This is a genomic window from Pandoraea sp. 64-18 (assembly GCF_001899225.1).
In the GTDB taxonomy this organism is placed as follows: Bacteria; Pseudomonadota; Gammaproteobacteria; order Burkholderiales; family Burkholderiaceae; genus Pandoraea; species Pandoraea cepalis.
The window spans coordinates 21311-47165 of record NZ_MKVU01000020.1 but is presented as its reverse complement, the minus strand read 5'-3'; the positions used below and the strand labels follow the sequence as shown (position 1 = coordinate 47165).

Here is a 25855-nt window from a genome sequence, read left to right as displayed (position 1 = left end):
ATTCGGTAAGCGTCAGAAGTCGACGCCGGCCTGGCGCAACAGCGCGGCGGTCTCGCACAGCGGTAGCCCCATGATGCCGGAGTAGCTGCCATCGATGCGCAGCACGAATTCGGCGGCCTTGCCCTGAATACCGTATGCCCCGGCCTTGCCTCTCGGCTCGCCCGAGGCGACGTAACGCTCGATCTCTTCACGGCGCATCGGCCGGAACCAGACATGCGAGATGTTCACTGCCTGATGGATCTGGCCGTCGGCGCAGACGGCCACGGCGGTCAGCACACGATGGCGTGTGCCCGACAGACGGGCGAGTACGGCACAGGCGTCGGCGTCGTCGAAAGGCTTGCCGAGGATGGTGCCGTCCAGGCATACCGTCGTGTCGGCCGCCAGAATGGGGGCGCCAGGCAGGCCTGCGCGGGCGAGACGCGTGAGCGCCGCTTCGGCCTTGGCACGCGTGACGCGCTGCACGTAGTCGTCCGGTGGCTCTCCCGGCAGCACGGCTTCGAGTGCTTCGGCGTCCTCGTGGGCGCCCGGCAGCAGCAGCTCGAAACGAACGCCGAGCTGTTGCAACAGTTCCTGGCGGCGGGGACTTTGCGACGCGAGATAGATGTACGGCATGGCGGCTTGGCTTGAATTCGTCCAGCCCGGCACACGGCTTCGCAACGACTGGCAAGCGCGTGCACCGGGCCGCGGGATGGGCTGGGCGAGGGGGAACGCCCTATTATGCCGCCTTGCGCTCACGCCCGCCAGCGCGCGCGGGGGGCAGACGGCGATGTCGACGGGAAAACGGGCGGATTGCCGCGGATTGCCGAGGACTCCGCGGGGCAAGCGTTCAAGCGTCGGCGAGGAAGTCGGCGCCGATCAGGTCGATGCGGTCGGTGCAGATGGCATCGACACCCCACGCCGCCAGTTCACGTGCACGGGCCGGATCGTTGACCGTGTAGACCAGCATTTGCAGGCCGGCCGCCTTGATCTGTGCGACCTGCGGGCCGTCGAGCGGCTGATGGCTCGCGTGCAGCGAGACGGTGCCGAGCTGGCGGGCGTCCTCGCGCCAATGCGCCGGAATGGCCTCGTACAGCATGCCGCGCGGCAGGTCGGGGACAGCGGCCGCCGCGGCTTCGAGCGCGTCGTACGAGAACGACGAGAGCAACGGCGGCTGGGCCTGTCCGGCCCACAGCGCCTGCACGGCCTGGGCGACCCGCTTGCCCGTTTCCGCCTCGCGGCCCGGGCACGGTTTGATTTCGACGTTCGCCGCCAGCCCCAGCGCAATACAGCGCTCGGCCACCTGGGCGAGGGTCGGCATCGCCTGACCCGCGAAGCGCTCGCCAAACCAACTGCCGGCATCGAGTTTTGCGATGTCGGCGTAGGTCATTTGCGCGGCAGCGCCGTGCCCGTTGCTGGTCCGATCGACCGTGTCGTCGTGCAGCAGGAAGACGGTGTTATCCGCCGAGAGCTTGGCATCGAACTCGACCATGCGCAGGCCGAGCGAGGCCCCCATCTCGAACGCGGCCAACGTGTTTTCCGGGGCCAGCTTACCGCCGCCACGGTGCGCGACGATGCGGGGATAGGGCCAGGCGGGCCACAAACGCGTCGGTGTCGAGGGGGCGGTCATGCTTCGACTCGCTTGCCGGTCGTCGGATCGAACAGGTGCAACGCCTTGGCCGAGATGGCCAGCGGCACCACCGTACCCGCCGCCGGCCGCATCTCGTGCGGCAGACGCACCGTGACGGGCTGCTCGCCCCAGCGGCCATGCGCCAGATTGTCGGCGCCGAGCAGTTCGAGCTGATCGACGAGGATGTTGGTCTGCGCGGCAAAGGCACCCAGGCCGTTGTGCTGCTCGGCGGGCACCAGATGTTCGGGGCGCACGCCGAGCACGAGTTCACGGTTGGCATACGCCATGCTCGTGGGCGGCAGACGCAGGGCCGGCCCGCCACCGTCGACCTCGAACGTACGGCCTTCCGAGTCTACGCGGCCCTTCAGCAGGTTCATGGCGGGCGAGCCCATGAAGCTCGCCACGAACAGCGATGCGGGGCGCTCGTACACATCCGTCGGGGTGCCGATCTGCTCGGCGTAGCCCTTGTTCATGACGATCACGCGATCCGCCAACGTCATCGCCTCGATTTGATCGTGGGTGACATACAGGCTGGTGGTCTTGAGGCGCGCGTGCAGCCGCTGGATTTCCAGACGCATCTGCACACGCAGCTTGGCATCGAGGTTCGAGAGCGGTTCGTCGAACAGGAATACCGCGGGCTCACGCACGATCGCGCGGCCCATGGCCACGCGCTGGCGCTGACCGCCCGAGAGTTCGCGCGGCTTGCGTGCGAGCAGGGGTTCCAGTTCCAGAATGCGTGCGGCGGTGAGCACGCGCTCGTCGATGATCTTCTTGTCGATGCCGCGGATCTTCAAGCCGTACGACATGTTTTGGCGCACATCCATGTGCGGATAAAGCGCGTAGTTCTGGAACACCATCGCGATATTGCGATCCTTCGGCTCCAGTTCATTGACGACTTGCGAGCCGATCAGGATGCTGCCTTCGCTGACCGATTCGAGGCCGGCCACCATGCGCAGCAGCGTCGACTTGCCGCAACCGGAGGGGCCGACGATGACCACGAATTCGCCGTCTTCGATGTCGATGTCGACACCGTGCAGGACATAGTTCTTCCGGTCGTAGGTTTTTTTGACGCGATGGAGTTTGAGATTTGCCATGATTACTTTTCCGAATCGACCAGACCGCGCACGAACCAACGCTGCATGAGCAGGACCACCGCGAGGGGCGGCAACATGGCGAGCAGCGTGGCGCTCATGACGAGTTGCCATTGGGTGGCGGTGTCGCCGCTGCCGATCATGCTCTTGATGCCGACCACGGCCGTCGTCATCGACGGGGCGTTGGTCACCAGAATCGGCCACAGGTACTGATTCCAGCCATAGATGAAGGTGATGACGAACAGCGCCGCGATGTTCGTTTTCGAGAGCGGCAACACCACGTCGACGAAGAAGCGCATCGGGCCGGCGCCATCGATGCGCGCGGCTTCGACGAGTTCGTCGGGCAGCGTCATGAAGAACTGCCGGAACAGGAACGTGGCCGTGGCCGACGCGATAAGCGGCAACGTCATGCCCGTGTAGGTGTTGATGAGGCCGAGGGTCGAGATCACCTGTACCGTTGGGAAGATCCGCACTTCGACCGGCAGCATCAGCGTGACGAAGATCAGCCAGAAGAACAGATTGCGCAACGGGAAACGGAAATACACGATGGCGAAGGCCGACAGGATCGACACCGAGATCTTGCCGATGGTGATGACCAGCGCCATGAACAGGCTGTTGCCGAGCATTAGCCCAAACGGCATGGCGGAATCGCCCGTGCCCTGATTCCACACGGTGGCAAGGTTCTGGAGCAGGTGCGTGCTCGGGATGAGGGACAACGGAACGTTGAAGATTTCGCGCTCGTTCATGGTGGCGGCGACGAACGCCACATAGAGCGGGAAGACGACCAACAGCACGCCGATGACCAGCATGACGTGGCAGAAGATATCCAGGCCGCGACGATTCTCGATCATGCGTATTGCACCTTGCGTTCAATGAAACGGAACTGCACGACCGTGAGCACGATGACGATGACCATCAGCACCACCGACTGGGCAGCCGAGCTGCCGAGGTCGAGCCCCTTGAAGCCTTCCGAGTAGATCTTGTAGATCAGCGTCATGGTCGACTGACCCGGCCCACCGCCGGTCGCGGCATCGATCACCGGGAACGTGTCGAAGAACGAGTACACGAGGTTGACCACGAGCAGGAAGAACGTCGTCGGCGAAATCAGCGGCAACACCAGCCCGAAGAAGCGCCGGATCGGCCCGGCGCCGTCGATGGCCGCCGCTTCCACGAGCGAGCGCGGAATCGCCTGCAAACCCGCGTAGAAGAACAGGAAGTTGTAGCTGATCTGCTTCCAGATCGAGGCGAGCACGACGAGGAACATCGCCTGGCCGCCATTGAGCGCGTGATTCCACTCGATGCCGAGCTTCGCCAGGCCGTAGGTGACAAGCCCGATGCTCGGATTGAACAGGAAGGCCCACAGTACGGCCGCGATGGCCGGTGCCACCGCGTAGGGCCAGATGAGCAGCGTCTGGTAGGTGCGCTTGCCCCGCGTGACCCGGTCGGCCATGGCCGCGAGCAGCAACGAGATGACCAGTCCGCAGACCGTCACCAACCCGCTGAAGATCATCGTGGTGCGAAACGACGCGAGGTAGAGCGGGTCGCGCCATAGCGAAACGAAGTTGTCCAGGCCGACGAACTCACTGGACAGCCCAAAGGCGTCCTGCGCCGATGTCGATTGCCACAGGGCCTCGCCCGCGGGCCACAGGAAGAACACGACGGTAATGAGGAGCTGCGGGGCGACGAGCGCGTAGGGCAGCCAGCCGGTTCCGAAGCGAGGGCGTTCTCTGGAGTTATGCGCCATAACGTAATGAGCAGAAAAAACCAACCCGGCCCGTGTTGTCGACGGGCCGGGTGGTCATAGTAACGTCGCGACGGTAACGCCGCAATGCGCGCCGCGAACGCCATTCATTCGCCAATTCGCCGGCTTGGCGTGCGCGATCGTGCGTTTTGAGGACGGCTTAGCCGCCTTGTTTCTGGAAGCGGCGCAGCAGCTCGTCGCCACGCGCAACGGCCTTGTCCAGCGCGGCTTTGGGCGTTTGCTTGCCGCTCCACACGCCTTCGAGTTCCTCGTCGACCACCGTGCGAATCTGCGGCATGTTGCCCAGGCGCAGACCCCGCGTGAACGGCAGAGGCGGCTTGTTGAGCATCTGCTTGATGGCCACGTCGGCGCCGGGGTTCTTCGCGTAGAAGCCTTGCTTCTCGGTCAGTTCATAGGCGGCCTTCGTCACCGGCAGGTAACCGGTATCCTGGTGCCACTTCGCCGCCACCGCGGGCGACGCGAGGTAGTTCAGGAACTTGGCCACGCCCTTGTACTCGGCGGACGATTTGCCAGCGAGCACCCACAGGCTGGCGCCCCCGATCATGGCATTCTGCGGTGCACCCTTCACGTTGGCATCGTACGGCATCATGCCCACGCCATAGCTGAACTTGGCGTACTTGGCGATGTTGGCGAGGGCGCCCGATGAGGTGATGGCAATGCCGCAGTCGCCGCTGTAGAACTTCGAGGTCACTTCATCCTTGCGGCCCACATACGTGAACGTGCCTTCCTTGGCCATGTCGGCCAGGAACTGGATGTGCTTGATCTGCTGCGGGCCGTTGAAGTTCAGCTTGGCGTCAAGACCGTCGAAGCCGTTGTTCTTCGTGGCGAACGGCAGGGCATGCCAGGCGCTGTAGTTTTCGAGTTGCGTCCAGCCCTGCCAGCCGGTGCTGAAACCGCACGACAGGCCGGCGGCCTTGAGCTTCTCGGCGTCGGTCTTCACGTCGGCCCAGGTCTTCGGCGGGGTATTCGGATCGAGGCCCGCCTTCTTGAAGGCGTCCTTGTTGTAATACAGCACCGGCGTCGAGCTGTTGAACGGCATCGACACGAGATGGTTGGTCTTGCTGTCCGCGTAGTAGCTCGCCACGGTCGGCACGAACGCCGCTTCGTCGAACGGCTCGCCGGCGTCCTTCATGACTTGCCACACCGGCTTGACCGCCTTCTTGGCTTGCATCATCGTGGCCGTACCCACTTCGTACACCTGAAGAATGGCCGGTGCGTTACCGGCGCGGAACGCGGCGATACCGGCGGCCAGTCCCTGCTCGTAGTTGCCCTTGTAGATCGGGACAATCTTGTAGTCGCTTTGCGACGCGTTGAAATCGTTGGCGATCTGATTGACGCGATCGCCGAGGGCCGATTCCATCGAGTGCCAGAACTGAATCTCGGTTGCGGCCAGGGCCGACGTGCTCATGCCGAACGCCATTGCAGCGCCAACGCCGGCCAAAACGATACTTCGCAGGGACGGTTGCTTCATGCCAATCTCCGGTGGTTCACGAGAAGTCTAGTTGTTGTTCGCGGTGCGAACCTTGCAGCGCGGGCTAGACTACCACGTCATTGTGTTTTTTCCACCCGCAGCGCACAACGCGTGTTGCATGGCGGCGTCTAAGGGGATTGACAATCGTCTGGGGATGCCGGGCAGCGAGGCGTTGCGCGCGATTTGGCGTGCGGCGCAACGCGACGTTGCACCGCACAAGACGAATTGACTTATTTCCGACTTATTTCTGACCTGGTGTGTCGTCAGACGCGGTGATAGGGATGATTGGCATTGATGCTCCACGCGCGGTAGAGCTGCTCGGCGAGCAATACCCGCACCATACCGTGGGGCATCGTCAGGCTGGAGAGCCGGATGAGGGTGTCGGCGCGCGCCTTGAGGGCCGGGTCGAGGCCGTCTGCGCCGCCGATCACGAACGCCACGTCGCGCCCGTCTTGCTGCCAGCCGGTGAGCGATTGGGCCAGACGCATCGTCGTGAGGTCCTGTCCGCGTTCGTCCAGGCACACGAGGCGGCAGCCACGCGGCAGGGCCGCATCGATGCGCTGCGCTTCGGCCGCCATCACCGTCTCGGCCGTGCGGGAGTTGGAGCGTTGCTCCGGTTTGATTTCCTTGAGTTCGATACGCAGCTCGGGCGGCATGCGCTTGGCGTACTCGGCGAAAGCGGTCTCGATCCAGCCGGGCATCTTGTGCCCGACCGCGAGTATGAACAGACGCATGTCGGCTGAGTTCCGCGCAGTGCCGGCTTACTTTGCCTTGCGGCGTGCGGGGGCCGGCGCGTCGACGGCGTCGTCCTCGTCGTCTTCGTGATCTTCCGCGCTGGCCTTGGCGCCGGCCTTGGTACCGGCCGCTTTCAGGCGCACGGGCTTCTCGCCCCAGATCTCTTCGAGGTTGTAGTACTGGCGCAGGGCCGGCTGCATGATGTGCACGATGACGTCGCCCGTGTCGACCAGCACCCATTCGCCGACGTCTTCGCCTTCCATGCTGACGATGTCGCCGCCGGCGGCCTTGACCTTGTCCCGCACGCTTGCGGCGAGCGCCTTGGTCTGGCGATTGGACGTGCCGCTCGCGATGATCACGCGCTCGAACAGGGCGGTGAGGTGCTCGGTGTTGAACACCTTGATGTCCTGGGCCTTGACGTCTTCGAGGGCGTCGACGATCAGGCGCTGAAGTTTACGAATATCCATAGTGCGTCTTTTTGGTGAAACAGGGAGCGCCGAAGCGGCGACCGGGTAAGGGCCAAGGGCCGTCAGGCGCGATACAGGTGTTGCGCGCGGATGTAATGCCACACGGATTCGGGCAGATTCGCCGGGGGCGTGGCCGCGTCTCGCGCGTGCGCCAGCGTGGCGCGCAACTCGGTGGCGGAGATGTCGACAGCCAGTGAGTTGTCGATCAGTATGCCGCCGCATGGCGTGGATTGTACCCCGAGCGCGGACTTTTCCCGTTCGGCGAAGACTTGGCGCAGTTCCGAGGAGGCGGTGGCCCAGCGGAAACCGGGTCGCGCGGCCGCGCAGACGTGCGCGTAGTCGAACAGCTCGCGCCAGGCGTGCCAGGTATCCAGGCGCACCAGTTGGTCGGAGCCGATAAGCAGCGAGAGCGAGACCTGCGGGCCCAGGTCACGGCGCATCTCGCGCAGCGTATCGACTGTGTAGCTCGGCCCGGCGCGCTCGATCTCGCGCGTGCTGACGCGCAACCGGGTGGACGGTTGCGTGCGCGCGAGCGCTGCGGCGAGTTGCTCCGCGGCGAGGCGTGTCATAGCCAGACGATGTTCGGCCGCGGTGCTGCCTTGCTTTTGCGGCTGCTGGCCGGCTGGCATCAGGATCAGTTCGTCGAGGGCGAGTGTGCGCGCGAACAGTGCGCCGAGCGCGAGGTGCCCGGTGTGAATCGGATCGAACGTGCCGCCGAGCACGCCGATGCACCGGATCGGACTGGCGGGCGACGGATGCGTGGCGTCGTGCCCAGTAGCGGAGGAGACGGTCATTCGCGGCCGGCCTTCATACCCACTCGCGGCGCACGAGGAAGTCGGTATAGAGCTTCGCTTCCGGGGTGTCCGGCTCGGGCTTCCAGTCGTAGTGCCATTTCACGATCGGCGGCATCGACATCAGGATCGATTCGGTGCGCCCCCCCGATTGCAGGCCGAAATGGGTGCCACGGTCCCAGACCAGGTTGAATTCGACATAGCGGCCACGCCGGTGGGCCTGGAAATCCCGTTCGCGCTCACCGTAGGGCATGCCGCGACGGCGCTCGACGATCGGGACATAAGCGTCGAGGAAGGCATCGCCCACACTTTGCATGACGGCGAAGCCCGTGTCGAAACCGCCGCCCGAGAAGTCGTCGAAGAAGATGCCGCCGATGCCGCGCGGCTCCTGGCGATGCTTCAGGTAGAAGTACTCGTCGCACCACGTCTTGAAACGCGGATACCACGCGGTGTCGAACGGATCGAGCGCGTCCTTGCAGGTCTGATGAAAGTGCCGGCAGTCCTCTTCGAACGGATAGTACGGCGTGAGATCCATACCGCCGCCGAACCAGAACGCGGGCAACTGGCCGGGAGCCGTGGCGATCAGAATGCGCACGTTGAAGTGCACAGTCGGGCAGTACGGATTGCGCGGATGCAGCACGAGCGAGACACCGAGGGCTTCGAAGCCACGCCCGGCCAACTCCGGGCGGGAGGCGCTGGCCGAACCTGGCAGCTTGTCGCCGACCACATGAGAGAAGTTCACGCCGCCGCGCTCGAAGAAGTCGCCATCGTCGAGCACGCGGGTGCGGCCGTCCCCGCGCAGTGCGCTATCGGCCGGACGTTGCCAGTCGTCGGCGAGGAAGCGTTTGCCGTCGAGGCGCCCGAGCGTTTCGACAATGCGGTCCTGAAGCCCGAGCAGATAAGTTCGCACTGCGCCCGTATCCGGCGCCGGTGCGGCGTCTTGCGCTGTCATTCTGTGACGTCCCGATGCGTGGTAATAACCGCGATTGTACCGGCAGCCACGCGGTCGGGGGCAGGCCGACGCGGCAAACGGTGGCGCCGAATGCCGCCCGAATGACCTGCATCAAGCGTTGGCGGTCACGGCGCTGGCGCGTTGGGCAGAGGACTGGCCGCTGGCGCGCCGCCCGCGGGCGCAATGGGCATGCCTTTGCCAGGGTCGCCCGGCGGCGGCATGAGGATCTGACGCGGCGCCGGCACCGGCCATTGAGCCATGCCACCCACCTCGGCGATGGCCCGGTTGGTATCGAAATATACCTGCCAGTAATCGCGGTTGTGGCAGTACGGACGCACCGCGAGCACCGGCCCGGCGGGATTGAATTCGAGAATCACCACATCGATCACGGGCGTGCTCATCACGTTCGGGATCTGCGCGATGCGTGCCTTCAGGCGCGTTATCGCGTCCTGCACATCGACCGTGTGGGCGAGCTGCGCCGTCAAGTCGACGCGGCGAAACGCGTTGGCGTCGTACACCGTAATGTTGTCGCCGAAGACCTTCGTGTTGCCGACGTACACCCGCAGATTGTCCGCCGTCGTGAGCGTGGTGACGAACAGGCCGATCTCGTCGACCACCCCGGTCACGCCGCCTGCGCTGATCATGTCGCCGGTCTTGAAGGGGCGCAGCACGATGAGGAAGATGCCGGAGGCGAAGTTCGACAGGAGTCCGGACCAGGCCGCCCCGATGGCGATGCCGGCGGCGGCGAGCAGCGCGGCGAACGAAGTCGTCTCGATGCCGCAGACACTGAGGATGGAAATGATCAGCGCAATGCGCAAGGCGATGCGCAGCGTCGATTCGGTGTAACGAACGAGGGTGGGATCGATGGCCCGGCGAGTCATGGCGCTGCGCACGAGTCGCGCCACCACATTGATGACGATACCGCCGACGATCCAGATGACGACGGCCATCACAATCTTCAGGCCGAACGGCATCAGATAATCGTTGACCAGCTTGTCGAGATCGAACATGTAAGTCTCCGTCGAGCGAGGGTCTGTCGGGAAAACTGTATGCATTCCGCCGGGGCTGGCCGGACGCGCGGTGGTGACGCACCCGCGCCGTGTCAGCGTGCCAACTTGCTCCGCGCTTGTCAATCGCGACGCCGTGACGGCATTCGCGGTCGTGGTGCCGCCAGAACGGCCGCTAAAACGCCCGCCAAAACGACAACGGCCCGGACGACATGACGTCTCCGGGCCGTAGCACAACGATTTGGCGCTTCAAGGTCTGCCTTCAAGCGTGGCCGACCTGACGCCCGTTGCCTGACTTCGGCGGGCTTACTCCGGTTTGCGCGCCAGTGCGCGGTTGCCGATATCGTGACGATACTGCATACCGTCGAAATTGATTTGATTGACGGTCTGGTAGGCCACGCTCTGCGCGCCGCGCACGGTGTCGGACAAGCCCACCACGCACAGCACCCGCCCGCCCGTCACCGTCAGCACGTCGTTCTCGAGCTGGGTGCCCGCGTGGAACGTGACGCATTCGGCGGTCTCGGCCGGCACGTCGGAGATTCGGTCACCCTTGCGCGGCGTGTCCGGATAGCCGTGCGCGGCGAGCACCACGCCCAGCGCATAACGGCGGTCCCAGTCGAGTTCGACCTTGTCGAGCGTGCCCGCAATCGCGTGCTCGACCACGACCGAAAAGTCGCCCTTCAGGCGCGCCATGATCGGCTGCGTTTCGGGGTCGCCCATGCGGCAGTTGAATTCGAGCGTCTTGACGTTGCCTTGCGCGTCGATCATCAGACCGGCGTACAGGAAGCCCGTGAAGCGGATGCCGTCGGTTTCCATGCCGCGCACGGTTGGCAGAATGATCTCGCGCATCACGCGCGCATGGATCTGCGGCGTGACGATCGGTGCGGGCGAATACGCGCCCATGCCGCCGGTATTGGGTCCCTGATCGTGATCGAGCAGGCGCTTGTGATCCTGCGACGTGGCGAGCGGCAGCACGTTCTTGCCGTCGACCATCACGATGAAGCTGGCTTCCTCGCCTTGCAGGAACTCCTCGATCACCACGCGGGCACCGGCGTCGCCGAGCTTGTTGTCCGCGAGCATCATGTCGACGGCGTGATGCGCTTCGTCGAGCGACATCGCCACGACCACGCCCTTGCCTGCGGCGAGGCCATCTGCCTTGATGACGATCGGCGCGCCCTTGGCGTTGATGTAGGCGTGGGCGCTGGCCGCGTCGGAGAACGTTTCGTAATCGGCGGTGGGAATGCCGTGGCGCTTCATGAACGCCTTGGCGAAGTCCTTCGACGATTCGAGCTGCGCCGCTTCCTTCGTCGGGCCGAAAATCTTCAGGCCACGCGCGCGGAAGATGTTGACGATACCGGCGGCGAGCGGCGTTTCGGGGCCGACCACGGTCAGCGCGATGCCTTCGCGCGCGGCGAACTCGGCGAGCACGTTCGGATCGCTGATCGGGACATTGCGCAGGCGCTCGTCGAGCGCCGTGCCGCCGTTACCCGGGGCGACATAAACCAACTGAATACGAGGCGATTGGGCAAGCTTCCACGCCAGCGCGTGTTCGCGGCCGCCCGAGCCGACAACCAGAATCTTCATCTTATTCCTCGATGACGGCGTTGGTGAATACTTCCTGCACGTCGTCGAGGTTTTCGAGCGCGTCGAGCAGCTTTTGCATCTTCACGGCGTCTTCGCCAGTGAAGACCACTTCGGTTTGCGGTTTCATCGTGACTTCCGCGACTTCGGCCTTCAGACCGGCCGCTTCAAGCTTGGCCTTCACGGCCTGGAAGTCGTTCGCCGGGCAGATGACTTCGAAGCTGCCGTCGTCGTTGGTGATCACGTCGTCGGCACCGGCGTCGAGCGCCACGTCCATCAGCTTGTCTTCCGGCGTCTCCGGCGCGAACAGGAACTGGCCGCAGTGGGTGAAGAGGAACGCCACCGAGCCGTCGGTGCCCATGTTGCCGCCAAACTTGGAGAAGGCATGGCGCACTTCGGCGACGGTGCGCACGCGATTGTCCGTCATGGTATCGACGATCACCGCGGCGCCGTTGATGCCATAGCCTTCGTAGCGGATTTCTTCGTAGTTGGCGCCGTCAAGACCGCCAACGCCGCGATCGATCGCGCGCTTGACGTTGTCCTTGGGCATGTTCGCGTCGGCAGCCTTTTCCACGGCCAGGCGCAGGCGCGGGTTGCTGTCGACGTCGCCGCCGCCCAGGCGTGCGGCCACCGTGATTTCCTTGATCAGGCGTGTCCAGACTTTACCGCGCTTGGCATCTGCCGCCGCTTTCTTGTGTTTGATGTTGGCCCATTTGGAATGACCCGCCATGAATTTCTCCGTCGTGCCGCGCTGTGCGGCGAAGTAGCCTCTGCCGGCCAGCGCAGTGCGGCGCGGCCAACCATTGAAACAGGCGCGCCCGCCACCACTGGGGTCGCGGGCGCGAATTGCCGAATCGCCTCGTTGGCGCCCATGGGTCGTGTCGACCCATCGGTCCCCCCGTCGTTTCGGGGCCAGGGCAGTCCGAGCGGCATCGTGCCGCTATAATCGGAGGCAATTTTATCATGCCGCCGCACCGTGCCACGGGTGTTTGCTGCGCCGTGTCACGAGCCACGCTGCGTCTACCGCCGAGGTCTCTCATGCCCCAGAAGCCCGTGCCGCCGCAAGCCTCGTCGCTTGCCGCTTCCTCAACGGCATCCCCGCCCGCCTCCACCGGGGCTGCGAGCCCTGCCGGCGACCCCGGCGAACGGCTTCTCATCGCACGCAACGACCAGCACGTTCTTGGCCTGCTGCCCGCCATGGGCAATCGCCACGGGTTGATTACCGGGGCCACCGGCACGGGCAAGACCGTCACGCTCCAGGTCATGGCACAGGCCTTCTCCGACATCGGCGTGCCCGTGTTCCTCGCTGACGTGAAAGGCGATCTGACGGGCATCGCGCAGCCCGGCGCCGAAACGCCCAAGCTTAAGGAGCGCATGGCCCAGTTCGGCTTCGAAACGCCCGACTGGCATGGCAGCCCCGCCACACTTTGGGATGTGTTCGGCGAGCAGGGCCACCCGGTGCGCGCAACGGTCTCCGATCTGGGTCCGCTGTTGCTCTCGCGGCTGCTGGGCTTGAACGAGACGCAGACCGGCGTGCTCAATCTCGTCTTCAAGATTGCCGACGACAACGGCCTTCTGCTACTCGACAGCAAGGACCTGCGCGCGATGCTCCAGCACGTGGGCGAAAACGCCTCGACCTTCACCACGCAGTACGGCAACATCTCGGCCGCGTCGGTCGGCGCGATCCAGCGCGGGCTGCTCACGCTCGAGCAACAAGGCGCCGACAAGTTCTTCGGCGAACCGATGCTCGATATCGACGACTTCATGCAGACCGACGCGCAAGGGCGCGGCATCGTCAACATTCTCGCGGCGGACAAACTGCTGGCCGCGCCGCGCATCTACGCCACCTTCCTGCTGTGGCTGCTCGCCGAGCTGTTCGAGCGTCTGCCGGAGGTGGGCGATCCCGACAAGCCCAAGATCGTGTTCTTCTTCGACGAGGCACATTTGTTGTTCAACGAGGCGCCGAAGCCGTTACTCGAGCGGATCGAGCAGATGGTGCGGTTGATTCGTTCGAAGGGCGTTGGCGTGTACTTCGTGACGCAGAATCCGGTCGACGTACCGGACACCGTGCTCGGTCAGTTGGGCAATCGCGTGCAGCATGCGCTGCGGGCGTATTCGCCGCGCGATCAAAAGGCGGTCAAGGTGGCGGCGCAGACAATGCGCGCCAATCCGTCGCTCGATATCGAAACGGTGATCGGCGAGCTGGGCGTGGGCGAAGCGCTGGTGTCGTTGCTCGACGAGAAGGGGCGTCCCGCCGTGACGGAGCGCGCGTACATCGCGCCGCCGGCTTCGCGCATCGGACCGATTACCCCGCAGGAGCGTGCAGCGCTCATCGCCGCGTCGCTCGTGGCTGGCGTGTACGAAAAAACGGCGGATCGCGAGTCGGCTTACGAAGTGCTGGTCGGGCGCACCCGGACGCGCCAGGGCGACGTGCCGCCCGCCTCAGGCGGAGGGGCGGTGCCGCAGGCGCCGGACGCGCCGCCGACCACCGGCGAAACGGCCGGCGGTGGCCTGCTCGACGCGGTCAGGGACTCGCTCGGCGGTTTGCTGGGCGGTGCGGGCGGCTCGCGGCGCAAGGACACGGTCGTCGAAGCGATGGTCAAGAGTACGGCGCGCACCATCGGTAGCCAGTTGGGCCGCGAAATCGTGCGCGGCGTGCTGGGCAGCATTCTCGGCGGCAGCAGGCGGCGATGACCGGGCTTGTCTGCCGCCGCGACAACACCCCCGTCCGACGATCGGTGGCGAGTGGCGCACGCCTTGCCACTGACGTATCGCCGGCACCGCCTCCCCTACATCGAACGCTCGTCCCCTCATGTCGCTGAAATCTTCGCTGGAACCGGTGCGTACCGGTGTCGCCCACGACCCGTTGTGGCTGCGCGCCGCGCCGCTGATTTTTTTGTTTCTCTGGTCGGTCGGCTTTACCGTCGCCAAGATCGGCCTGACCTATGCCGACCCGCTCACGTTCCTCGCGCTTCGCTACGGGCTGGTGCTTGTTCTGCTCGCGCCGCTGGCCCTCGTCATGCGCCCGCCATTGCCGAAGACCGTGGCCGCCTGGGGCCATCTCGTCGTCATCGGTCTGCTCATTCAGGCGCTGTACTTCAGCATGACGTATCTGGCGCTACGCCTGGGCGTGTCGGCCGGCAGCGTGGCGCTGATCACCTCGCTGCAACCGATTCTCGTGGCGCTGGCCGTGCCGCACCTGGTGGGCGAGCGCGTGAGCGGGCTGAACTGGGTCGGACTGGTTCTGGGGCTGGCGGGGGCGGCGCTGGTCATTGTGGCGCGCTCGGCGGTGGAGGCGACTTCCGCGCTGGGGCTGGTACTGACGTTCGTGGCGCTTGGCGCGATCACGTGCGGCACGCTCTACGAAAAGCGCTTCGGCGTGGGCCAGCACCCGGTTACGTCCAATCTGGTGCAATACGCCGTGGGCTTCGCGGCGACGCTGCCGCTCGCCGCATGGCTGGAGCCGATGCACATCGAATGGACGTGGCAGCTCGGCGCGGCGCTCGTCTACCTCGTGATCGGCAACTCGATCGTCGCGATTTCGTTGCTGCTGGCGATGATCCGGCGTGGCGAAGCGTCGCGTGTCTCGGCGTTGTTTTTCCTGGTGCCGCCGTCAGCGGCGCTTGCTGCGTGGCTCATGGTCGGGGAGCACATGCCGCCGCTCGCGTGGGGAGGGATGGGGCTGGCAGCCGTTGGCGTGGCGATGGCCACGCGGCGCCCGGGCCGGGGACGCCGGGGAGAGCGGTAGGGCGGGGAGGGTCGCCCCGGCACCGGCGGGCCGGGGCGTGAGAGCCGCCTGCGTCAGTTCTTGGTGCCGAACAGGCGGTCGCCCGCGTCGCCCAGACCCGGAATGATGTAGGCGTGATCGTCCAGACGCTCGTCGAGCGACGCGACATACAGCTTCACGTCCGGATGCGCGTCATGCAGCACCTTCACCCCTTCGGGCGCGGCCACCAGGGCGAGAAACGCGATGTTTTCCGAAGCCACGCCGCGCTTGCGCAGCACGTCCACGGCGTGCACGGCCGAATAGCCGGTCGCCACCATGGGGTCGCACAGGATGAAGCGGCGCTCGGCGATATCCGGCAGGCGCACGAGATATTCGACCGGACGATGCTGCTCGTCGCGATACACGCCAATGTGACCGACGCGTGCCGACGGCACCAGATCGAGCAGGCCGTCGCTCATGCCCACGCCGGCGCGCAGCACCGGCACGATCGCGAGTTTCTTGCCCGCGATGACGGGCGCGTCCATGGCGACCATCGGCGTGTCGATGCGCTCGGTCGTGAGCGGCAGGTCGCGCGTGATCTCGTAGCCCATCAGCAAGGTGATCTCGCGCAGCAGGCCGCGAAACGTGCGTGTCGACGTTTCCTTGTCGCGCATGTGCGAGAGCTTGTGCTGGATCAGCGGGTGATCGCAGATAAAGAGATTCGGGAAGCGGAGATCTTGTTTCATGGCTGGCAATCTGGGGCAGGGCCGGTGTGGCCCGCATGGCCGCGATTTTAGCCGATGCGGGCGCCGTCGGTCCGGGTTTTGGTGTCGGCCCGTGCCGATTGCCCAAGCGATTGCCCCCATAAAGCGGCGCGCGCACGATTCCCTTAGAATCGCTGCAAGACGGCGGTGTCACCGCCGTTGTCCAACGTGTCACTTGTCTTGAAGGCTGAACATGGATCTGGGAATCAAGGGGCGCACCGCGCTGGTCTGCGGCGCGAGCAAGGGGCTGGGGCGCGCGTGCGCGCGGGCCCTGGCCGAAGCGGGCGCGAACGTCGTGATCGTCGCGCGCACGGCGCAGACGCTCAACGCGGCGGCCGACGAGATTCGCGCGGCCACGGGCGTGAGCGTGACCGCCGTGGCCTGCGACATCACCACGCCAGAGGGGCGCGCGCAGGCGCTGGCGGCGTGCGGACAACTCGACATTCTCGTGACCAACGCGGGTGGCCCGCCGCCGGGTGACTTCCGCGACTGGCAACGCGACGACTGGATTCGCGCGCTCGACGCGAACATGCTCACCCCCATCGAACTGATCAAGGCGTGCGTGGACGACATGATGGCACGCGGCTTCGGCCGCATCGTGAACATTACGTCGTCGGCCGTGAAGGCGCCCATCGACATTCTCGGGTTGTCCAATGGCGCCCGCTCCGGTCTGACCGGGTTTGTCGCAGGACTGGCGCGCACGACCGTTGGGCACAATGTGACCATCAACAATCTGCTGCCGGGCGCTTTCGATACCGACCGCCTCGCGGCCACCTTGCAGGCATCGGCGACCAAGAGCGGACAGACGGTCGAAGAAGTCCGCACCAAGCGGGCTGCCGCAATTCCGGCCCGCCGTTTCGGGCAGCCCGACGAGTTCGGCGCGACCTGCGCGTTTCTCTGCAGCGCGCAGGCGGGCTACATTACCGGACAGAACGTGCTGATTGACGGTGGCGCGTACCCGGGCACGTTTTAACCTTTTTGAGATCGCTTCAATGACTGTATCGACGGTACCCAGCGTCCGGATTGCGCTCATCGCGCACGACAAGAAAAAAGACGACATTCTGGCGGTGGCGCATGACTACGTCGACGTGCTGCGCCAGTGCAAGCTCGTCGCAACGGGCACGACGGGCGGACGCATCGCCACCGAGCTTGGCCTGGACGTCGAGCGCATGCTCTCCGGTCCGCACGGCGGCGACCTCCAGATTGGCGCGCAACTGGCGGAGGGGCGTGTCGACATGGTGCTGTTCCTGCGCGACCCGATGACGCCGCAACCGCACGAACCGGATATCAACGCCCTCGTGCGGGCGTGCGACGTACACAATGTGCCGTGCGCGACCAACAGCGCCACGGCGCGCATGCTGCTCGAGCAGTTGATGGTGCGTCTGGCCGCGCAGCCGGTGGCGTGACGCCGAGAACCGACAGTTCACAACACACTTCACACGAGTGAGAGGAGCGAGGATGACCAAGGCAATTCGCATCGAACAGAATGGCGGCCCGGAAGTGATGAAGTATGTCGACGTCGAAGTGGGCGACCCTGGGCCGGGCGAGGCGCGTGTGCGCCACAACGCCGTCGGGCTGAACTACATCGACGTGTATTTCCGCACCGGCCTGTATCCGCAGCCGCTGCCGGCCGGTCTGGGCATGGAAGCGGCCGGCGTGGTCGAGGCCGTGGGCGAAGGCGTGACACTCGTCAAGGCGGGCGACCGTGTCGCCTATGCCAGCCGTCCTTGTGGCGCCTACTCGCAGGCCCGCGTGATGCCGGTGGCCTCGCTCGTGCGTCTACCGGACAGCATCAGCGACGATCAGGCCGCCGCGATGATGCTGCAGGGCATGACCGCGCAGTACCTGTTGCGCCGCACCTACCCGGTCAAGGCGGGCGACACGATCCTCATCCATGCGGCCGCTGGCGGCGTGGGGCTCATCGTGTGCCAATGGGCCAAGGCCTTGGGCGCGACGGTGATCGGCACGGTCGGCTCCGATGAGAAGGCGGCGCTCGCGCGCCAGCATGGCTGTGACCATCCGATCGTCTATACGCGTGAGAATTTCGTCGAACGGGTGAAGGAGATCACGAGTGGCGAAGGTGTGCCGGTCGTCTACGATTCCATCGGCAAGGACACGTTCATCGGCTCGCTCGACTGCCTGCGGCCGCTGGGCATGATGGTGAACTTCGGGAGCGCGTCGGGGCCCGTCGCGCAGATCAACACGGCCGACCTTGTGTCGCGCGGCTCGCTGTTCTTCACGCGACCGACGCTCTTCAGCTACACGGCCAAGCGGGCCGACCTGGAAGCCACGGCCAACGACCTGTTCGATGTCGTCGCCAAGGGGGCGGTCAAGATCGAGGTCAATCAGCGTTACGCATTGGCCGACGTGGCCCAGGCCCATCGCGATCTCGAGGCGCGCAAAACCACCGGGTCGACGTTGCTCATGCCCTGAGTGGGGGCGAATGACGCTAACGCCAGCAGGCATCAATGCGATGTGCTCCCGGACGCCGGACGCTGGTCCAACGTTCGGGGAGACTCGGCCAAGGTCCGTTGCTCATGGCCGACGGCGTCGTCAACGTCCCGACTCAGGCTCGCTGCCTGAAGCCGTGGGCGCCGTGGGCGCGCGCATCCTCGCGCACCTCCTCGGGCAAACGGTTGATGAGCCAATGCGCGACCAGCCCGATCACCACGACATCGTCGAGCAGGCCGAAGATGGGCACAAAGTCCGGAATCAGATCGAATGGACTGACTAAATAGACGGCGAGCAGCGCCAGCGCGGGCAGCAACCAGCGCGGGCGGCGCGGATCGCGAGCCGCGTGCCAGAGAACCCGGAAATCGTGGCGCGCAACTTGCCACAGACGCAGAAAACGCTTCACTTGCAGGCTCCTGAACGAATATCGCCGCCGAATGTGGCAGGTGTCTTCATTGTATTGATGGAAACGTCGCTCATTGATTCTTTAAGTTGTCGCATCGCGCGCTTATCTCTCTGCCGTGCTGCATCGCCCGTAGCGTGCGGGCTCATACGCACGATGCGTGATATTGTGGTTCGACCCCGCCGAGGCGGGGTGGTTTCATCGTACATCGAGTCCTGTCCGGTGCCGGGGTGCCGGATCTGGCGGTCGATCGGCTTTCCCGGTTGCGGCAGGATCAGGCCGGCGGGATAATTTGCCAGCCGCAGTGGTCCATCCATTTTTCCCCCTTCGCGGACGCCATCCAAACGCCACCATGACTGACGCTCAAGATCCGAAATCGCCGCAGCCGTCGCCGCCGTCGAATAAGCCAGAGTCCGATACGAGCAAGAGCGCAACGCCACCGCAGACGCCGCCGTCCACCGACGCCGGTACGTCGCCAACGCCGGCCTCGCAGGGCGCGTCCGAGTACGTGGAGCCGCCGACAACGGCGACGTCTCATGCGACGGCGAAACCCGTTGCGGGCACGGCCGAGGCTTCGGGCAACATGCCAGCGAACCCCGACACGCTCACGCGTCCGGCGCCCGCGCCCGAGGCGCCGCCAGGGGCTCCTGCCTCGGCGACGAGCCCCTCAGTTCAGGCGTCGGCAGCCGAAGTGGCGGCCGACCGTAATCCGATTGGCACGCCGGCGCCAAAGCCGAGCGAAGCGACCAGCGTGCCCAGCGGCGTCGGTGGCACGGGCAGTGAGACTGCGACCTGCCGTGCCGGCAGCGACGAGCCGCCGCATCAGCCGACATTCGGCCCAGGTGCCGCGCGTCCTGGCAGCCCTGCCTCGATGGGCACCCAGCCGTCGTACCTGCAGGCGGGCGATTCGCCGTGGTCGGTGCTGCGTCGTATCACGTCGGCACGATTTCGCGCGTGGTACGACCGCGCGGGGCAGCGCATCACGCAGCGCACCCTGAAGATCGGCATTTCAGCGCGCATCTTTCATCCGGAGCCGGGGTCGAAGGGGCTGCGCAGCAAGACGCTTCAGTACCTTGAAGAGTCGATCGCGCACTGGGTGATGTCGCGCGATGTGCTGGTGTTCATGATTCCCACGGTCGACACGCAGGGGCTGCTGCACCCGAGCCATATCCGTCTGCACGATTACGCGAAGCATCTCGACGGACTGGTGTTGCAGGGCGGGGCGGACGTCTCGCCGCACAGCTATTCCGAAGTGGCGACGCGCCACGAATGGCAAGGCGATCGCATGCGCGACATGTACGAACTCGAATTGCTGCATGAGTTCGTGGAGCAGGGCAAGCCGATTCTCGGTGTGTGTCGAGGCTGCCAGCTCATCAACGTGGCATTTGGGGGCACGCTGCACCAGGACATTGCTACGGATCTGCCCGACGCGATCCCGCACGTGACCGATACCTACGAACACAACCGTCACACGCTGACGTTCCCCGAGGGGTCATCGCTCGCGCAGATGCTGGGGCCGGTCGACGTGCCGATCGTCAACTCGATCCATCACCAGTCGGTGAGAACGCTTGGGCGCGACCTGAGTGTGGAGGCGGTGTGCTCGGAAGATGGGGTGGTGGAAGCCATTCGCTATCGCAAGGCGCCGTTCGTGATGGGGCTGCAATGGCACCCGGAATTTCACCGGGCGGGTGGGCCGGAGTATCTCGATTGCACACCGGTGCTCGACAACTTCCTGCGCGCCGCGCGCGAAACGCGGTTCTGATTGGGCTTCTGATCGCACCGCGATCGACGCAATGAAAAATGGGCAGCCGCGAGGCTGCCCATTTTCATGTCAGGCGCACCGGCATCATGCCGCCGGTGTGCGCGCCGCGTCGATTAGAAGCGGTGACGGATGCCCGTGCCCACAACGGTTTGCGAGCTGGTCGACGACATACCGCCGGCAGCGCCGACACCGGCTTGGAGGCCCGTGCCTTCGTTGTCGGAGATGTGCTGGTACGAACCGGTCAGGTACACATCGGTACGCTTCGACAGACGGTAGTCGGCTTGCAGCGTCACGGTGTGGAACTTCGGCTTCTTGTCCGTCGAATCTTGCTTGGCCATCGTGTACGTGTACGCGGCGGACAGCGAGACTGCCGGGGTCAGCATGTAGCGACCGTTGACTTCGAAGTTGTCGAACTTCAGGCCGTCGTTGCCGAAGGCAACTGCGGTGCTGTTGAAGTTCAGGCCGGTCAGGCCTTGGAGTTGCGTGTGGGTGTACACCAGGCCGACGGTTGCCGGGCCGAAGGCGTAGTTACCACCGATACCCCAGACGCGTTGCTTCGAGGCGCTGAACACCGAGTCGCCGCCAGTCGACGTGTCGACTGCGCCGCTGGTGTTGTTGGCGCCCGTGTTGCCTTGGCGTTCCAGGTAGGCAGCGGCCACGGTCAGCGGGCCGTTCGCGTAGTTCACGCCGGCGCTGAAGGCGCGGTTGTTGGCGAAATCGCCAGCCTTGTTCGAGAAGCCATACAGGCCGCCGAAGGTCAGGCCGTTGTAGTTGGCGCTCGAGTACTTGACCGAGTTGTTCACACGGAACGAGTTGTTCGTGTTGTCGTTATCGTACGGGTGCGCTGCGATCGTGCCGCCGAACGACGAACCGTTCAGGGTCAGCGGTGCCAGGTAGTCAACCAGCGAGTCGTATTGACGACCGATCGTCACCGAGCCGAACTTGTCGTTCTGCAGGCCAACAAACGCCTGACGACCGAACATGCGGCCGTTTTGGCCCGACGTGCCGTTGTTGATCGAGAAGCCGTTTTCCAGCACGAAGATGGCCTTGTTACCGCCACCCAGATCTTCCGCGCCCTTCAGGCCCCAACGGCTGCCGTTGATCAGGCCGCTCGTTGCGCGGAAGTTCTTCGAACCCGAAGCCGTCGAGGTCGTCGAGTTGCTGGTGTAAGCGACGCCAGCGTCGATCAAGCCATACAGGGTGACGCTGCTTTGCGCTTGGGCGCTCGCGGAGAACGCGCCGACAACGGCAGCGGCAAGAAGAGTTTTTTTCATGGTTTAAGCTCCAGTAACGTGACACGAATCGCAGAATTCGCGTGTAAACAGAACGCGGCGAAACAGAACATGTCGAGGTGACGGTTTGTCATTCGCGGACCCGATCAAGTATCGGCACTGCTCTGTTGACAGGGGGCAGTGTATGAGTGAGCGAGACCCGCGCCTATTTCAGAATCCGCAAGAATCTATTTCAGATACGGGAAGAATCCGCCGAATGTGCCGAAAAGCGTTGTCCAATAAGGGATTGGCTTGATTAAGCCTAGGCGATAAATGACCACGCAAGCGACGTGTGTTGCGCTTGGGACACAGTGCAGAGGGCAAGCGGCATCGCTCGCGAAGCATTGCCAGCACTGGATCTACACGCGACATGGGGCAAGGCGTTAAGTTCCAGCGACACGTGATCTCCGCGATGGCGATCATTGACCCACGTCACGCGCCGAACGAAATAATGCCTTCGATAAAGGTACCTTCCGTTGCACGATCGGTGAGGTTTTGTGATGGCTATACGGCGAGGTGTAGGGGGGCGGTGCGGGTAGACCTCATGATCGCGTCATTGCGCGTACTGAAGCACACGCGATGAGGAAAATCCGAGATGCCGACAGGCGTGAACAATTGACTCGCGCCAAAAAGTCATTTGTTGATAGCGTTTTACGGACTATTGCGAGTCGCCGAATAATGCATTGCGCCGAATGATGAGAATGATTCGGGAGGCCAGACCCTATACTACGTTCCGCGAGAAGTAGACTTTTGCGTTGAGTGAAAAGTCTCCAAACCTTGGCGCGGCCTCATTGGCCGCGCTTTTTTTTGTCTGCGTTTTTTGCCGCGTGTTCGGCTACGCGTAATGGCTCGCGCCGAGGGCGTCGCCGCAATCGCGCACGTGCGGAATGCGCAACTGCTTGAGCTTGCGATACAGCGACGCCCGGCAGAAGCCGAGGGTGCGTGCCGCTGCGGAAATGTTCCAGCGGTGTTGCGCGAGCGCCTGCAGAATGCGGTCGCGCTCTCGGTGGTCGTGCGGCGATGCCTGCGCACTTGCTTCGTTCGGGGCGGCGACGGGGCTCGACGCCACGACATCTCGCGCTTCCAGGGCACGCATCGCGACATTGCCATCCACATTGCGCGCCGGCGACGGCATGACAAGCTCTGGCGGCAGGTCGTCCATCTCCAGCATATTGCCAGCCATTACTGCGCACGCGTAACGCAACGCGGCGCGCATCTGGCGCAGATTTCCCGGCCACGCGTGGGAGAGCAGGCACGCCAAGACGTGCGGCGCTACGCGAGCCAGTGCCTGATCAGCGCGCAATCCCGGCCACTCGTCGCATAGCATGCGCGCGATCAACTCGCGCTTGTCGTCGCGCTCGCGCAGTGTCGGCAGCGTGAGTACACCCACGGCGATGCGGTAGTAAAGATCTTCGCGGAACGTGCCCTGTGCCACTGCACCGGCGAGATCCTGATGCGTGGCGCAGATGAGCTGAACGTTGACGGGCACCGGGCGACTCGCGCCCAGCGGCGTGACTTCCTGCTCCGAGAGCACGCGCAGTAGCCGCGTTTGCAGCGCATAAGGCATGTCTCCGATTTCGTCGAGGAACAGCGTGCCGCCGTCTGCCTGCTGCAACTTGCCTTTCATTCCGCCGGGCAGGGCGCCCGAAAACGCGCCGCGCTGATAGCCGAACAATTCGCTCTCGACGAGATGTTCCGGCAGCGATGCCGTATTGATCGCGACGAACGCTTGCGCGCGCCGCGCGCTGTACTCGTGCAGCGCGCGGGCCAGAAACTCCTTGCCCGTTCCCGTCTCGCCGAGGATCAATACCGGCAGTCCGCGATCGACGAAGCGCTTGCCGCGCGAGAGCAACGCGCGCATTCGGGCGTCGGTGCCGCACAGATCGTCAATGGCGAGATAGTCGGGGCGCATCTGAGGTGCGGCGGCGGGGGCGGCCGGTACCCGATGGATGCGCTCGGCGAGCGCGGTGACGTGGCTGAAGGCGGTACTGGCAGTGGCGGCGCCGAGGGGGGCGGCGGGGCCGACAGGTCGAGCGGGGGCTGACGCTACAGCAAGGTGAGCGGGCATGACTTGTCTCCTTCTCGTATCGGTACGAAAGGGCGCCGTCGGTGGCTTGTGGCCTGGCGATTCCTGACGTCTCTTTATGTCGCAGCCAGCTCGGGTGGCCAACCGCTGATGCAGGATACGACTGCCCAGTCATAACATCCAATACAATATAGATGCGCCATTAATACCTTTGGGGTATCAGATGATTGAGCTGCGCCATTTCCAGTACTTTGTGGTGCTCGCCGAGACCCTTCACTTCGGCCGAGCCGCCCAGCAATTGCATATCTCCCAGCCGCCGCTGTCGCGCCAGATTGCGCTGATGGAAGCAGAGCTGGGTGTGCAGCTTTTCGAGCGAACGCGCCGCAGCGTGCGCCTCACGCGCGCCGGTACTCGCCTTTATCAGGACGCGGTGGAAATTCTCAACTCGGTCGATCGGGCGCGCCGCAACGTCGTGGCGGCGAGCCGGGGAGAGGATGGCGCGATCACCGTCGGCTTCATGATGTCCTCGGCGTACAACATCCTGCCCGCGCTCACGCGCACGTATGCCGCCGCATATTCGCGCGTCGACATGAAATTGGCGGAAACGTTACCGAATCTGCTCGCCGAATCCGTGCGAGCTGGGCAGACCGACGTCGGCATCATGTATCGCCCCGAAGACCTGACCGGGCTCGATACGGCGACCGTGTTTCGCGAGGAGATGGTGGCGGTGCTCCCACGCACGCACCCGTTGGGGAAGGCGCGGGTGCTCGACGCCGCACAACTGGCCGAAGAGTCGTTCGTGAGCATTCCGCGTGAAATCGCGCCGCTTGTCTATGACCTGGTCGTCGACCATTGCCGTCGCGCGGGATTCTCGCCGCATATCCGGCTCGAAACCAACCTGCAGCAGACCATCATCAACCTGGTGGGCGAAGGGCTGGGCGTGGCGATGGTGCCGATGTCGATGAGCAGCACGAGCGCGTTCGGCAATGCGGTTTTCAGACCGTTGCGCAACGCCCCGGTGGCGGAAGTGGCGCTACTGTGGAGCCGCGACAATCACAATCCGTGCGTCGAGACGTTTGTGGAGAACGCGCGAGCGGTGTGGCGCGACATGCAGCGCGCGCCGGGCGCTCGGCTGGTGCCCGATGGGCCGGACACCAGCGCGCGCTGAAGGCGGCGCGAGAGACAAGCGGGACGTCAGATTTCCAGAATGCCGGCGGCCACGAAGCCGCCGTCGACCGGCAGGATATGGCCGGTCACATACGAGGCATCGTCCGACGCGAGAAAGCTCACGGCGCCAGCGATCTCACGCGGCTGCCCATAGCGGCCGAGCGGTGTCGTCTCCGTGTAGTGGCGACGCGAAATGTCGGAATGCAGTGCCTGCGTGAGCGGCGTGTCGACGGGACCGGGAGCGATCGCGTTGGCGGTGATGCCGAACGGTGCCAGTTCGATGGCCATCTGACGCGTGAGCCCGATGACGGCGGCCTTCGACGTGCCGTAGGCGGTGCGTCCGGCGCTGGCCAGAATGCCCGCCACCGACGCCAGATTGACGACGCGCCCCCAGCGTTGCTCACGCATAAGTCGTGCGGCGTGCTGCCCGCACAACAGCGTGCCCGTGAGGTTCACGGCCATGACCTGATGCCAGTGATCGAGTGGGTAGTCGAGAAACGGAAACGTCTTGGCGATACCGGCATTGTTCACGAGCACGTCGCAGCGGCCATGGCGCTGCGCAATCTTTGCGAAGCCGTCGGCAATCGACGCCGCGTCGCCCACATTCATGCCCAGCGCCCACGCCGTGCCGCCCGCCGCGCTCAGTTTCTCCGCTGTTTCGGCGGCGGCGCCTTCGTTCAGGTCGGCGACCACCACGGTCATGCCGTCATTCATCAATCGTTCGCAGATGGCGGCACCAATGCCCATTCCGCCGCCCGTCACCACCGCCACTTTCCCCATCATAATACGGACTCCTAAATGTAATGATTTTTACAGTCCGGGCTCCGCCGCCCGCAGTGCGG

At 64.7% G+C, this 25855-nt stretch carries 26 protein-coding genes; 7 read left to right on the top strand and 19 right to left on the bottom strand.

The window, feature by feature from the left end:
- Positions 1-12: 12 nt before the first annotated feature.
- The 13 genes from BGP02_RS17315 to BGP02_RS17255 all read right to left on the bottom strand — a co-directional run bounded on the left by BGP02_RS17315 (position 13) and on the right by BGP02_RS17255 (position 12193).
- Positions 13-612 carry a Maf family protein gene (locus BGP02_RS17315; protein WP_017232859.1) on the bottom strand — a complete coding sequence of 200 codons (600 nt, stop codon included), beginning with the start codon at positions 610-612 and terminating at the stop codon, positions 13-15.
- Positions 613-826: 214 nt separating this feature from the next.
- Positions 827-1606, bottom strand: coding sequence for a glycerophosphodiester phosphodiesterase (gene ugpQ / locus BGP02_RS17310; RefSeq protein WP_017232860.1), 780 nt, complete (start codon positions 1604-1606; stop codon positions 827-829).
- The gene (locus BGP02_RS17305) at positions 1603-2700 is read right to left on the bottom strand and encodes a sn-glycerol-3-phosphate import ATP-binding protein UgpC (protein WP_286798909.1); all 1098 of its coding nucleotides are present in this window, start codon (positions 2698-2700) and stop codon (positions 1603-1605) included. The genes ugpQ and BGP02_RS17305 overlap by 4 nt, the downstream gene beginning before the upstream one ends.
- A gap of 2 nt (positions 2701-2702) precedes the next feature.
- Entirely contained in the window at positions 2703-3548 is an 846-nt protein-coding gene (ugpE, locus tag BGP02_RS17300) for a sn-glycerol-3-phosphate ABC transporter permease UgpE (protein WP_017232862.1), read from the bottom strand.
- On the bottom strand, positions 3545-4441 hold the full coding sequence (ugpA, locus tag BGP02_RS17295; protein WP_017232863.1) for a sn-glycerol-3-phosphate ABC transporter permease UgpA: 897 nt from the start codon (positions 4439-4441) through the stop codon (positions 3545-3547). Before ugpA ends, ugpE begins: the two co-directional genes overlap by 4 nt.
- Before the next feature lie 157 nt (positions 4442-4598).
- Positions 4599-5930 carry a sn-glycerol-3-phosphate ABC transporter substrate-binding protein UgpB gene (gene ugpB, locus BGP02_RS17290; RefSeq protein ID WP_017232864.1) on the bottom strand — a complete coding sequence of 444 codons (1332 nt, stop codon included), beginning with the start codon at positions 5928-5930 and terminating at the stop codon, positions 4599-4601.
- A gap of 263 nt (positions 5931-6193) precedes the next feature.
- The gene (rlmH, locus tag BGP02_RS17285; RefSeq protein ID WP_017232866.1) at positions 6194-6664 is read right to left on the bottom strand and encodes a 23S rRNA (pseudouridine(1915)-N(3))-methyltransferase RlmH; all 471 of its coding nucleotides are present in this window, start codon (positions 6662-6664) and stop codon (positions 6194-6196) included.
- A 27-nt stretch (positions 6665-6691) separates the two neighbouring features.
- Entirely contained in the window at positions 6692-7132 is a 441-nt protein-coding gene (gene rsfS / locus BGP02_RS17280) for a ribosome silencing factor (RefSeq protein WP_017232867.1), read from the bottom strand.
- Between the two features lie 62 nt (positions 7133-7194).
- Positions 7195-7926: a nicotinate-nucleotide adenylyltransferase gene (locus BGP02_RS17275; RefSeq protein ID WP_286798908.1), complete on the bottom strand. Its 732-nt coding sequence runs from the start codon at positions 7924-7926 to the stop codon at positions 7195-7197.
- 13 nt (positions 7927-7939) lie between these two features.
- Positions 7940-8875 carry an oxygen-dependent coproporphyrinogen oxidase gene (gene hemF, locus BGP02_RS17270; RefSeq protein ID WP_017232869.1) on the bottom strand — a complete coding sequence of 312 codons (936 nt, stop codon included), beginning with the start codon at positions 8873-8875 and terminating at the stop codon, positions 7940-7942.
- A gap of 125 nt (positions 8876-9000) precedes the next feature.
- Positions 9001-9885: a mechanosensitive ion channel family protein gene (locus BGP02_RS17265; protein WP_286798907.1), complete on the bottom strand. Its 885-nt coding sequence runs from the start codon at positions 9883-9885 to the stop codon at positions 9001-9003.
- A 303-nt stretch (positions 9886-10188) separates the two neighbouring features.
- Positions 10189-11466 (bottom strand): phosphoribosylamine--glycine ligase, encoded by a 1278-nt coding sequence (gene purD, locus BGP02_RS17260; RefSeq protein ID WP_017232871.1) that lies wholly within the window; start codon positions 11464-11466, stop codon positions 10189-10191.
- Between the two features lies 1 nt (position 11467).
- Positions 11468-12193, bottom strand: a complete 726-nt coding sequence (locus tag BGP02_RS17255; protein ID WP_017232872.1) for a YebC/PmpR family DNA-binding transcriptional regulator — start codon at positions 12191-12193, stop codon at positions 11468-11470.
- Positions 12194-12501: 308 nt separating this feature from the next.
- Here BGP02_RS17255 and BGP02_RS17250 point away from each other — a divergent pair, with 308 nt between their 5' ends.
- Entirely contained in the window at positions 12502-14157 is a 1656-nt protein-coding gene (locus BGP02_RS17250; RefSeq protein WP_286798906.1) for a helicase HerA-like C-terminal domain-containing protein, read from the top strand.
- Between the two features lie 118 nt (positions 14158-14275).
- Entirely contained in the window at positions 14276-15211 is a 936-nt protein-coding gene (locus BGP02_RS17245; RefSeq protein WP_261938081.1) for a DMT family transporter, read from the top strand.
- Positions 15212-15264: 53 nt separating this feature from the next.
- Here BGP02_RS17245 and upp read toward each other — a convergent pair whose 3' ends face one another.
- On the bottom strand, positions 15265-15915 hold the full coding sequence (gene upp / locus BGP02_RS17240) for a uracil phosphoribosyltransferase (RefSeq protein WP_017233957.1): 651 nt from the start codon (positions 15913-15915) through the stop codon (positions 15265-15267).
- 211 nt (positions 15916-16126) lie between these two features.
- On the opposite strand from upp, the gene BGP02_RS17235 reads away from it, so the two are divergent.
- The 3 genes from BGP02_RS17235 to BGP02_RS17225 are packed head-to-tail and all read left to right on the top strand — an operon-like array spanning position 16127 to position 18366.
- Positions 16127-16906 (top strand): SDR family oxidoreductase, encoded by a 780-nt coding sequence (locus BGP02_RS17235; protein ID WP_017233956.1) that lies wholly within the window; start codon positions 16127-16129, stop codon positions 16904-16906.
- Positions 16907-16925: 19 nt separating this feature from the next.
- Positions 16926-17339 carry a methylglyoxal synthase gene (locus BGP02_RS17230; protein ID WP_286798905.1) on the top strand — a complete coding sequence of 138 codons (414 nt, stop codon included), beginning with the start codon at positions 16926-16928 and terminating at the stop codon, positions 17337-17339.
- A gap of 52 nt (positions 17340-17391) precedes the next feature.
- A complete protein-coding gene (locus BGP02_RS17225; protein WP_150562687.1) occupies positions 17392-18366 on the top strand; it encodes a quinone oxidoreductase family protein in 975 nt (324 codons plus the stop codon).
- A 133-nt stretch (positions 18367-18499) separates the two neighbouring features.
- On the opposite strand, the gene BGP02_RS17220 is transcribed toward BGP02_RS17225, so the two are convergent.
- Together BGP02_RS17220 and BGP02_RS17215 are read right to left on the bottom strand one after the other, a co-directional pair.
- Positions 18500-18790 carry a YkvA family protein gene (locus BGP02_RS17220; RefSeq protein ID WP_017233953.1) on the bottom strand — a complete coding sequence of 97 codons (291 nt, stop codon included), beginning with the start codon at positions 18788-18790 and terminating at the stop codon, positions 18500-18502.
- Positions 18787-19104 carry a hypothetical protein gene (locus BGP02_RS17215; RefSeq protein WP_232424617.1) on the bottom strand — a complete coding sequence of 106 codons (318 nt, stop codon included), beginning with the start codon at positions 19102-19104 and terminating at the stop codon, positions 18787-18789. Before BGP02_RS17215 ends, BGP02_RS17220 begins: the two co-directional genes overlap by 4 nt.
- 35 nt (positions 19105-19139) lie before the next feature.
- Between BGP02_RS17215 and BGP02_RS17210 the strand changes: the two genes are divergently transcribed.
- Positions 19140-20549, top strand: coding sequence for a gamma-glutamyl-gamma-aminobutyrate hydrolase family protein (locus tag BGP02_RS17210; RefSeq protein WP_286798904.1), 1410 nt, complete (start codon positions 19140-19142; stop codon positions 20547-20549).
- A gap of 113 nt (positions 20550-20662) precedes the next feature.
- Here BGP02_RS17210 and BGP02_RS17205 read toward each other — a convergent pair whose 3' ends face one another.
- Both BGP02_RS17205 and BGP02_RS17200 read right to left on the bottom strand, forming a co-directional pair.
- Positions 20663-21823, bottom strand: coding sequence for a porin (locus BGP02_RS17205; RefSeq protein WP_017233951.1), 1161 nt, complete (start codon positions 21821-21823; stop codon positions 20663-20665).
- Positions 21824-22655: 832 nt separating this feature from the next.
- A complete protein-coding gene (locus BGP02_RS17200) occupies positions 22656-23888 on the bottom strand; it encodes a sigma-54-dependent Fis family transcriptional regulator (RefSeq protein ID WP_157211460.1) in 1233 nt (410 codons plus the stop codon).
- Between the two features lie 181 nt (positions 23889-24069).
- On the opposite strand from BGP02_RS17200, the gene BGP02_RS17195 reads away from it, so the two are divergent.
- Positions 24070-25014 carry a LysR family transcriptional regulator gene (locus BGP02_RS17195; protein ID WP_017233949.1) on the top strand — a complete coding sequence of 315 codons (945 nt, stop codon included), beginning with the start codon at positions 24070-24072 and terminating at the stop codon, positions 25012-25014.
- Between the two features lie 26 nt (positions 25015-25040).
- Here the strand turns inward: BGP02_RS17195 and BGP02_RS17190 are convergent, their stop codons facing one another.
- On the bottom strand, positions 25041-25796 hold the full coding sequence (locus tag BGP02_RS17190) for an SDR family NAD(P)-dependent oxidoreductase (RefSeq protein WP_017233948.1): 756 nt from the start codon (positions 25794-25796) through the stop codon (positions 25041-25043).
- Between the last annotated feature and the right edge of the window lie 59 nt (positions 25797-25855).

Coding starts and splice junctions, on each gene's coding strand:
- BGP02_RS17315 (WP_017232859.1), bottom strand. CDS start 612: ATGCCGTACATCTATCTCGCGTCGCAAAGTCCCCGCCGCCAGGAACTG.
- ugpQ (WP_017232860.1), bottom strand. CDS start 1,606: ATGACCGCCCCCTCGACACCGACGCGTTTGTGGCCCGCCTGGCCCTAT.
- BGP02_RS17305 (WP_286798909.1), bottom strand. CDS start 2,700: ATGGCAAATCTCAAACTCCATCGCGTCAAAAAAACCTACGACCGGAAG.
- ugpE (WP_017232862.1), bottom strand. CDS start 3,548: ATGATCGAGAATCGTCGCGGCCTGGATATCTTCTGCCACGTCATGCTG.
- ugpA (WP_017232863.1), bottom strand. CDS start 4,441: ATGGCGCATAACTCCAGAGAACGCCCTCGCTTCGGAACCGGCTGGCTG.
- ugpB (WP_017232864.1), bottom strand. CDS start 5,930: ATGAAGCAACCGTCCCTGCGAAGTATCGTTTTGGCCGGCGTTGGCGCT.
- rlmH (WP_017232866.1), bottom strand. CDS start 6,664: ATGCGTCTGTTCATACTCGCGGTCGGGCACAAGATGCCCGGCTGGATC.
- rsfS (WP_017232867.1), bottom strand. CDS start 7,132: ATGGATATTCGTAAACTTCAGCGCCTGATCGTCGACGCCCTCGAAGAC.
- BGP02_RS17275 (WP_286798908.1), bottom strand. CDS start 7,926: ATGACCGTCTCCTCCGCTACTGGGCACGACGCCACGCATCCGTCGCCC.
- hemF (WP_017232869.1), bottom strand. CDS start 8,875: ATGACAGCGCAAGACGCCGCACCGGCGCCGGATACGGGCGCAGTGCGA.
- BGP02_RS17265 (WP_286798907.1), bottom strand. CDS start 9,885: ATGTTCGATCTCGACAAGCTGGTCAACGATTATCTGATGCCGTTCGGC.
- purD (WP_017232871.1), bottom strand. CDS start 11,466: ATGAAGATTCTGGTTGTCGGCTCGGGCGGCCGCGAACACGCGCTGGCG.
- BGP02_RS17255 (WP_017232872.1), bottom strand. CDS start 12,193: ATGGCGGGTCATTCCAAATGGGCCAACATCAAACACAAGAAAGCGGCG.
- BGP02_RS17250 (WP_286798906.1), top strand. CDS start 12,502: ATGCCCCAGAAGCCCGTGCCGCCGCAAGCCTCGTCGCTTGCCGCTTCC.
- BGP02_RS17245 (WP_261938081.1), top strand. CDS start 14,276: ATGTCGCTGAAATCTTCGCTGGAACCGGTGCGTACCGGTGTCGCCCAC.
- upp (WP_017233957.1), bottom strand. CDS start 15,915: ATGAAACAAGATCTCCGCTTCCCGAATCTCTTTATCTGCGATCACCCG.
- BGP02_RS17235 (WP_017233956.1), top strand. CDS start 16,127: ATGGATCTGGGAATCAAGGGGCGCACCGCGCTGGTCTGCGGCGCGAGC.
- BGP02_RS17230 (WP_286798905.1), top strand. CDS start 16,926: ATGACTGTATCGACGGTACCCAGCGTCCGGATTGCGCTCATCGCGCAC.
- BGP02_RS17225 (WP_150562687.1), top strand. CDS start 17,392: ATGACCAAGGCAATTCGCATCGAACAGAATGGCGGCCCGGAAGTGATG.
- BGP02_RS17215 (WP_232424617.1), bottom strand. CDS start 19,104: ATGGATGGACCACTGCGGCTGGCAAATTATCCCGCCGGCCTGATCCTG.
- BGP02_RS17210 (WP_286798904.1), top strand. CDS start 19,140: ATGACTGACGCTCAAGATCCGAAATCGCCGCAGCCGTCGCCGCCGTCG.
- BGP02_RS17205 (WP_017233951.1), bottom strand. CDS start 21,823: ATGAAAAAAACTCTTCTTGCCGCTGCCGTTGTCGGCGCGTTCTCCGCG.
- BGP02_RS17200 (WP_157211460.1), bottom strand. CDS start 23,888: ATGCCCGCTCACCTTGCTGTAGCGTCAGCCCCCGCTCGACCTGTCGGC.
- BGP02_RS17195 (WP_017233949.1), top strand. CDS start 24,070: ATGATTGAGCTGCGCCATTTCCAGTACTTTGTGGTGCTCGCCGAGACC.
- BGP02_RS17190 (WP_017233948.1), bottom strand. CDS start 25,796: ATGATGGGGAAAGTGGCGGTGGTGACGGGCGGCGGAATGGGCATTGGT.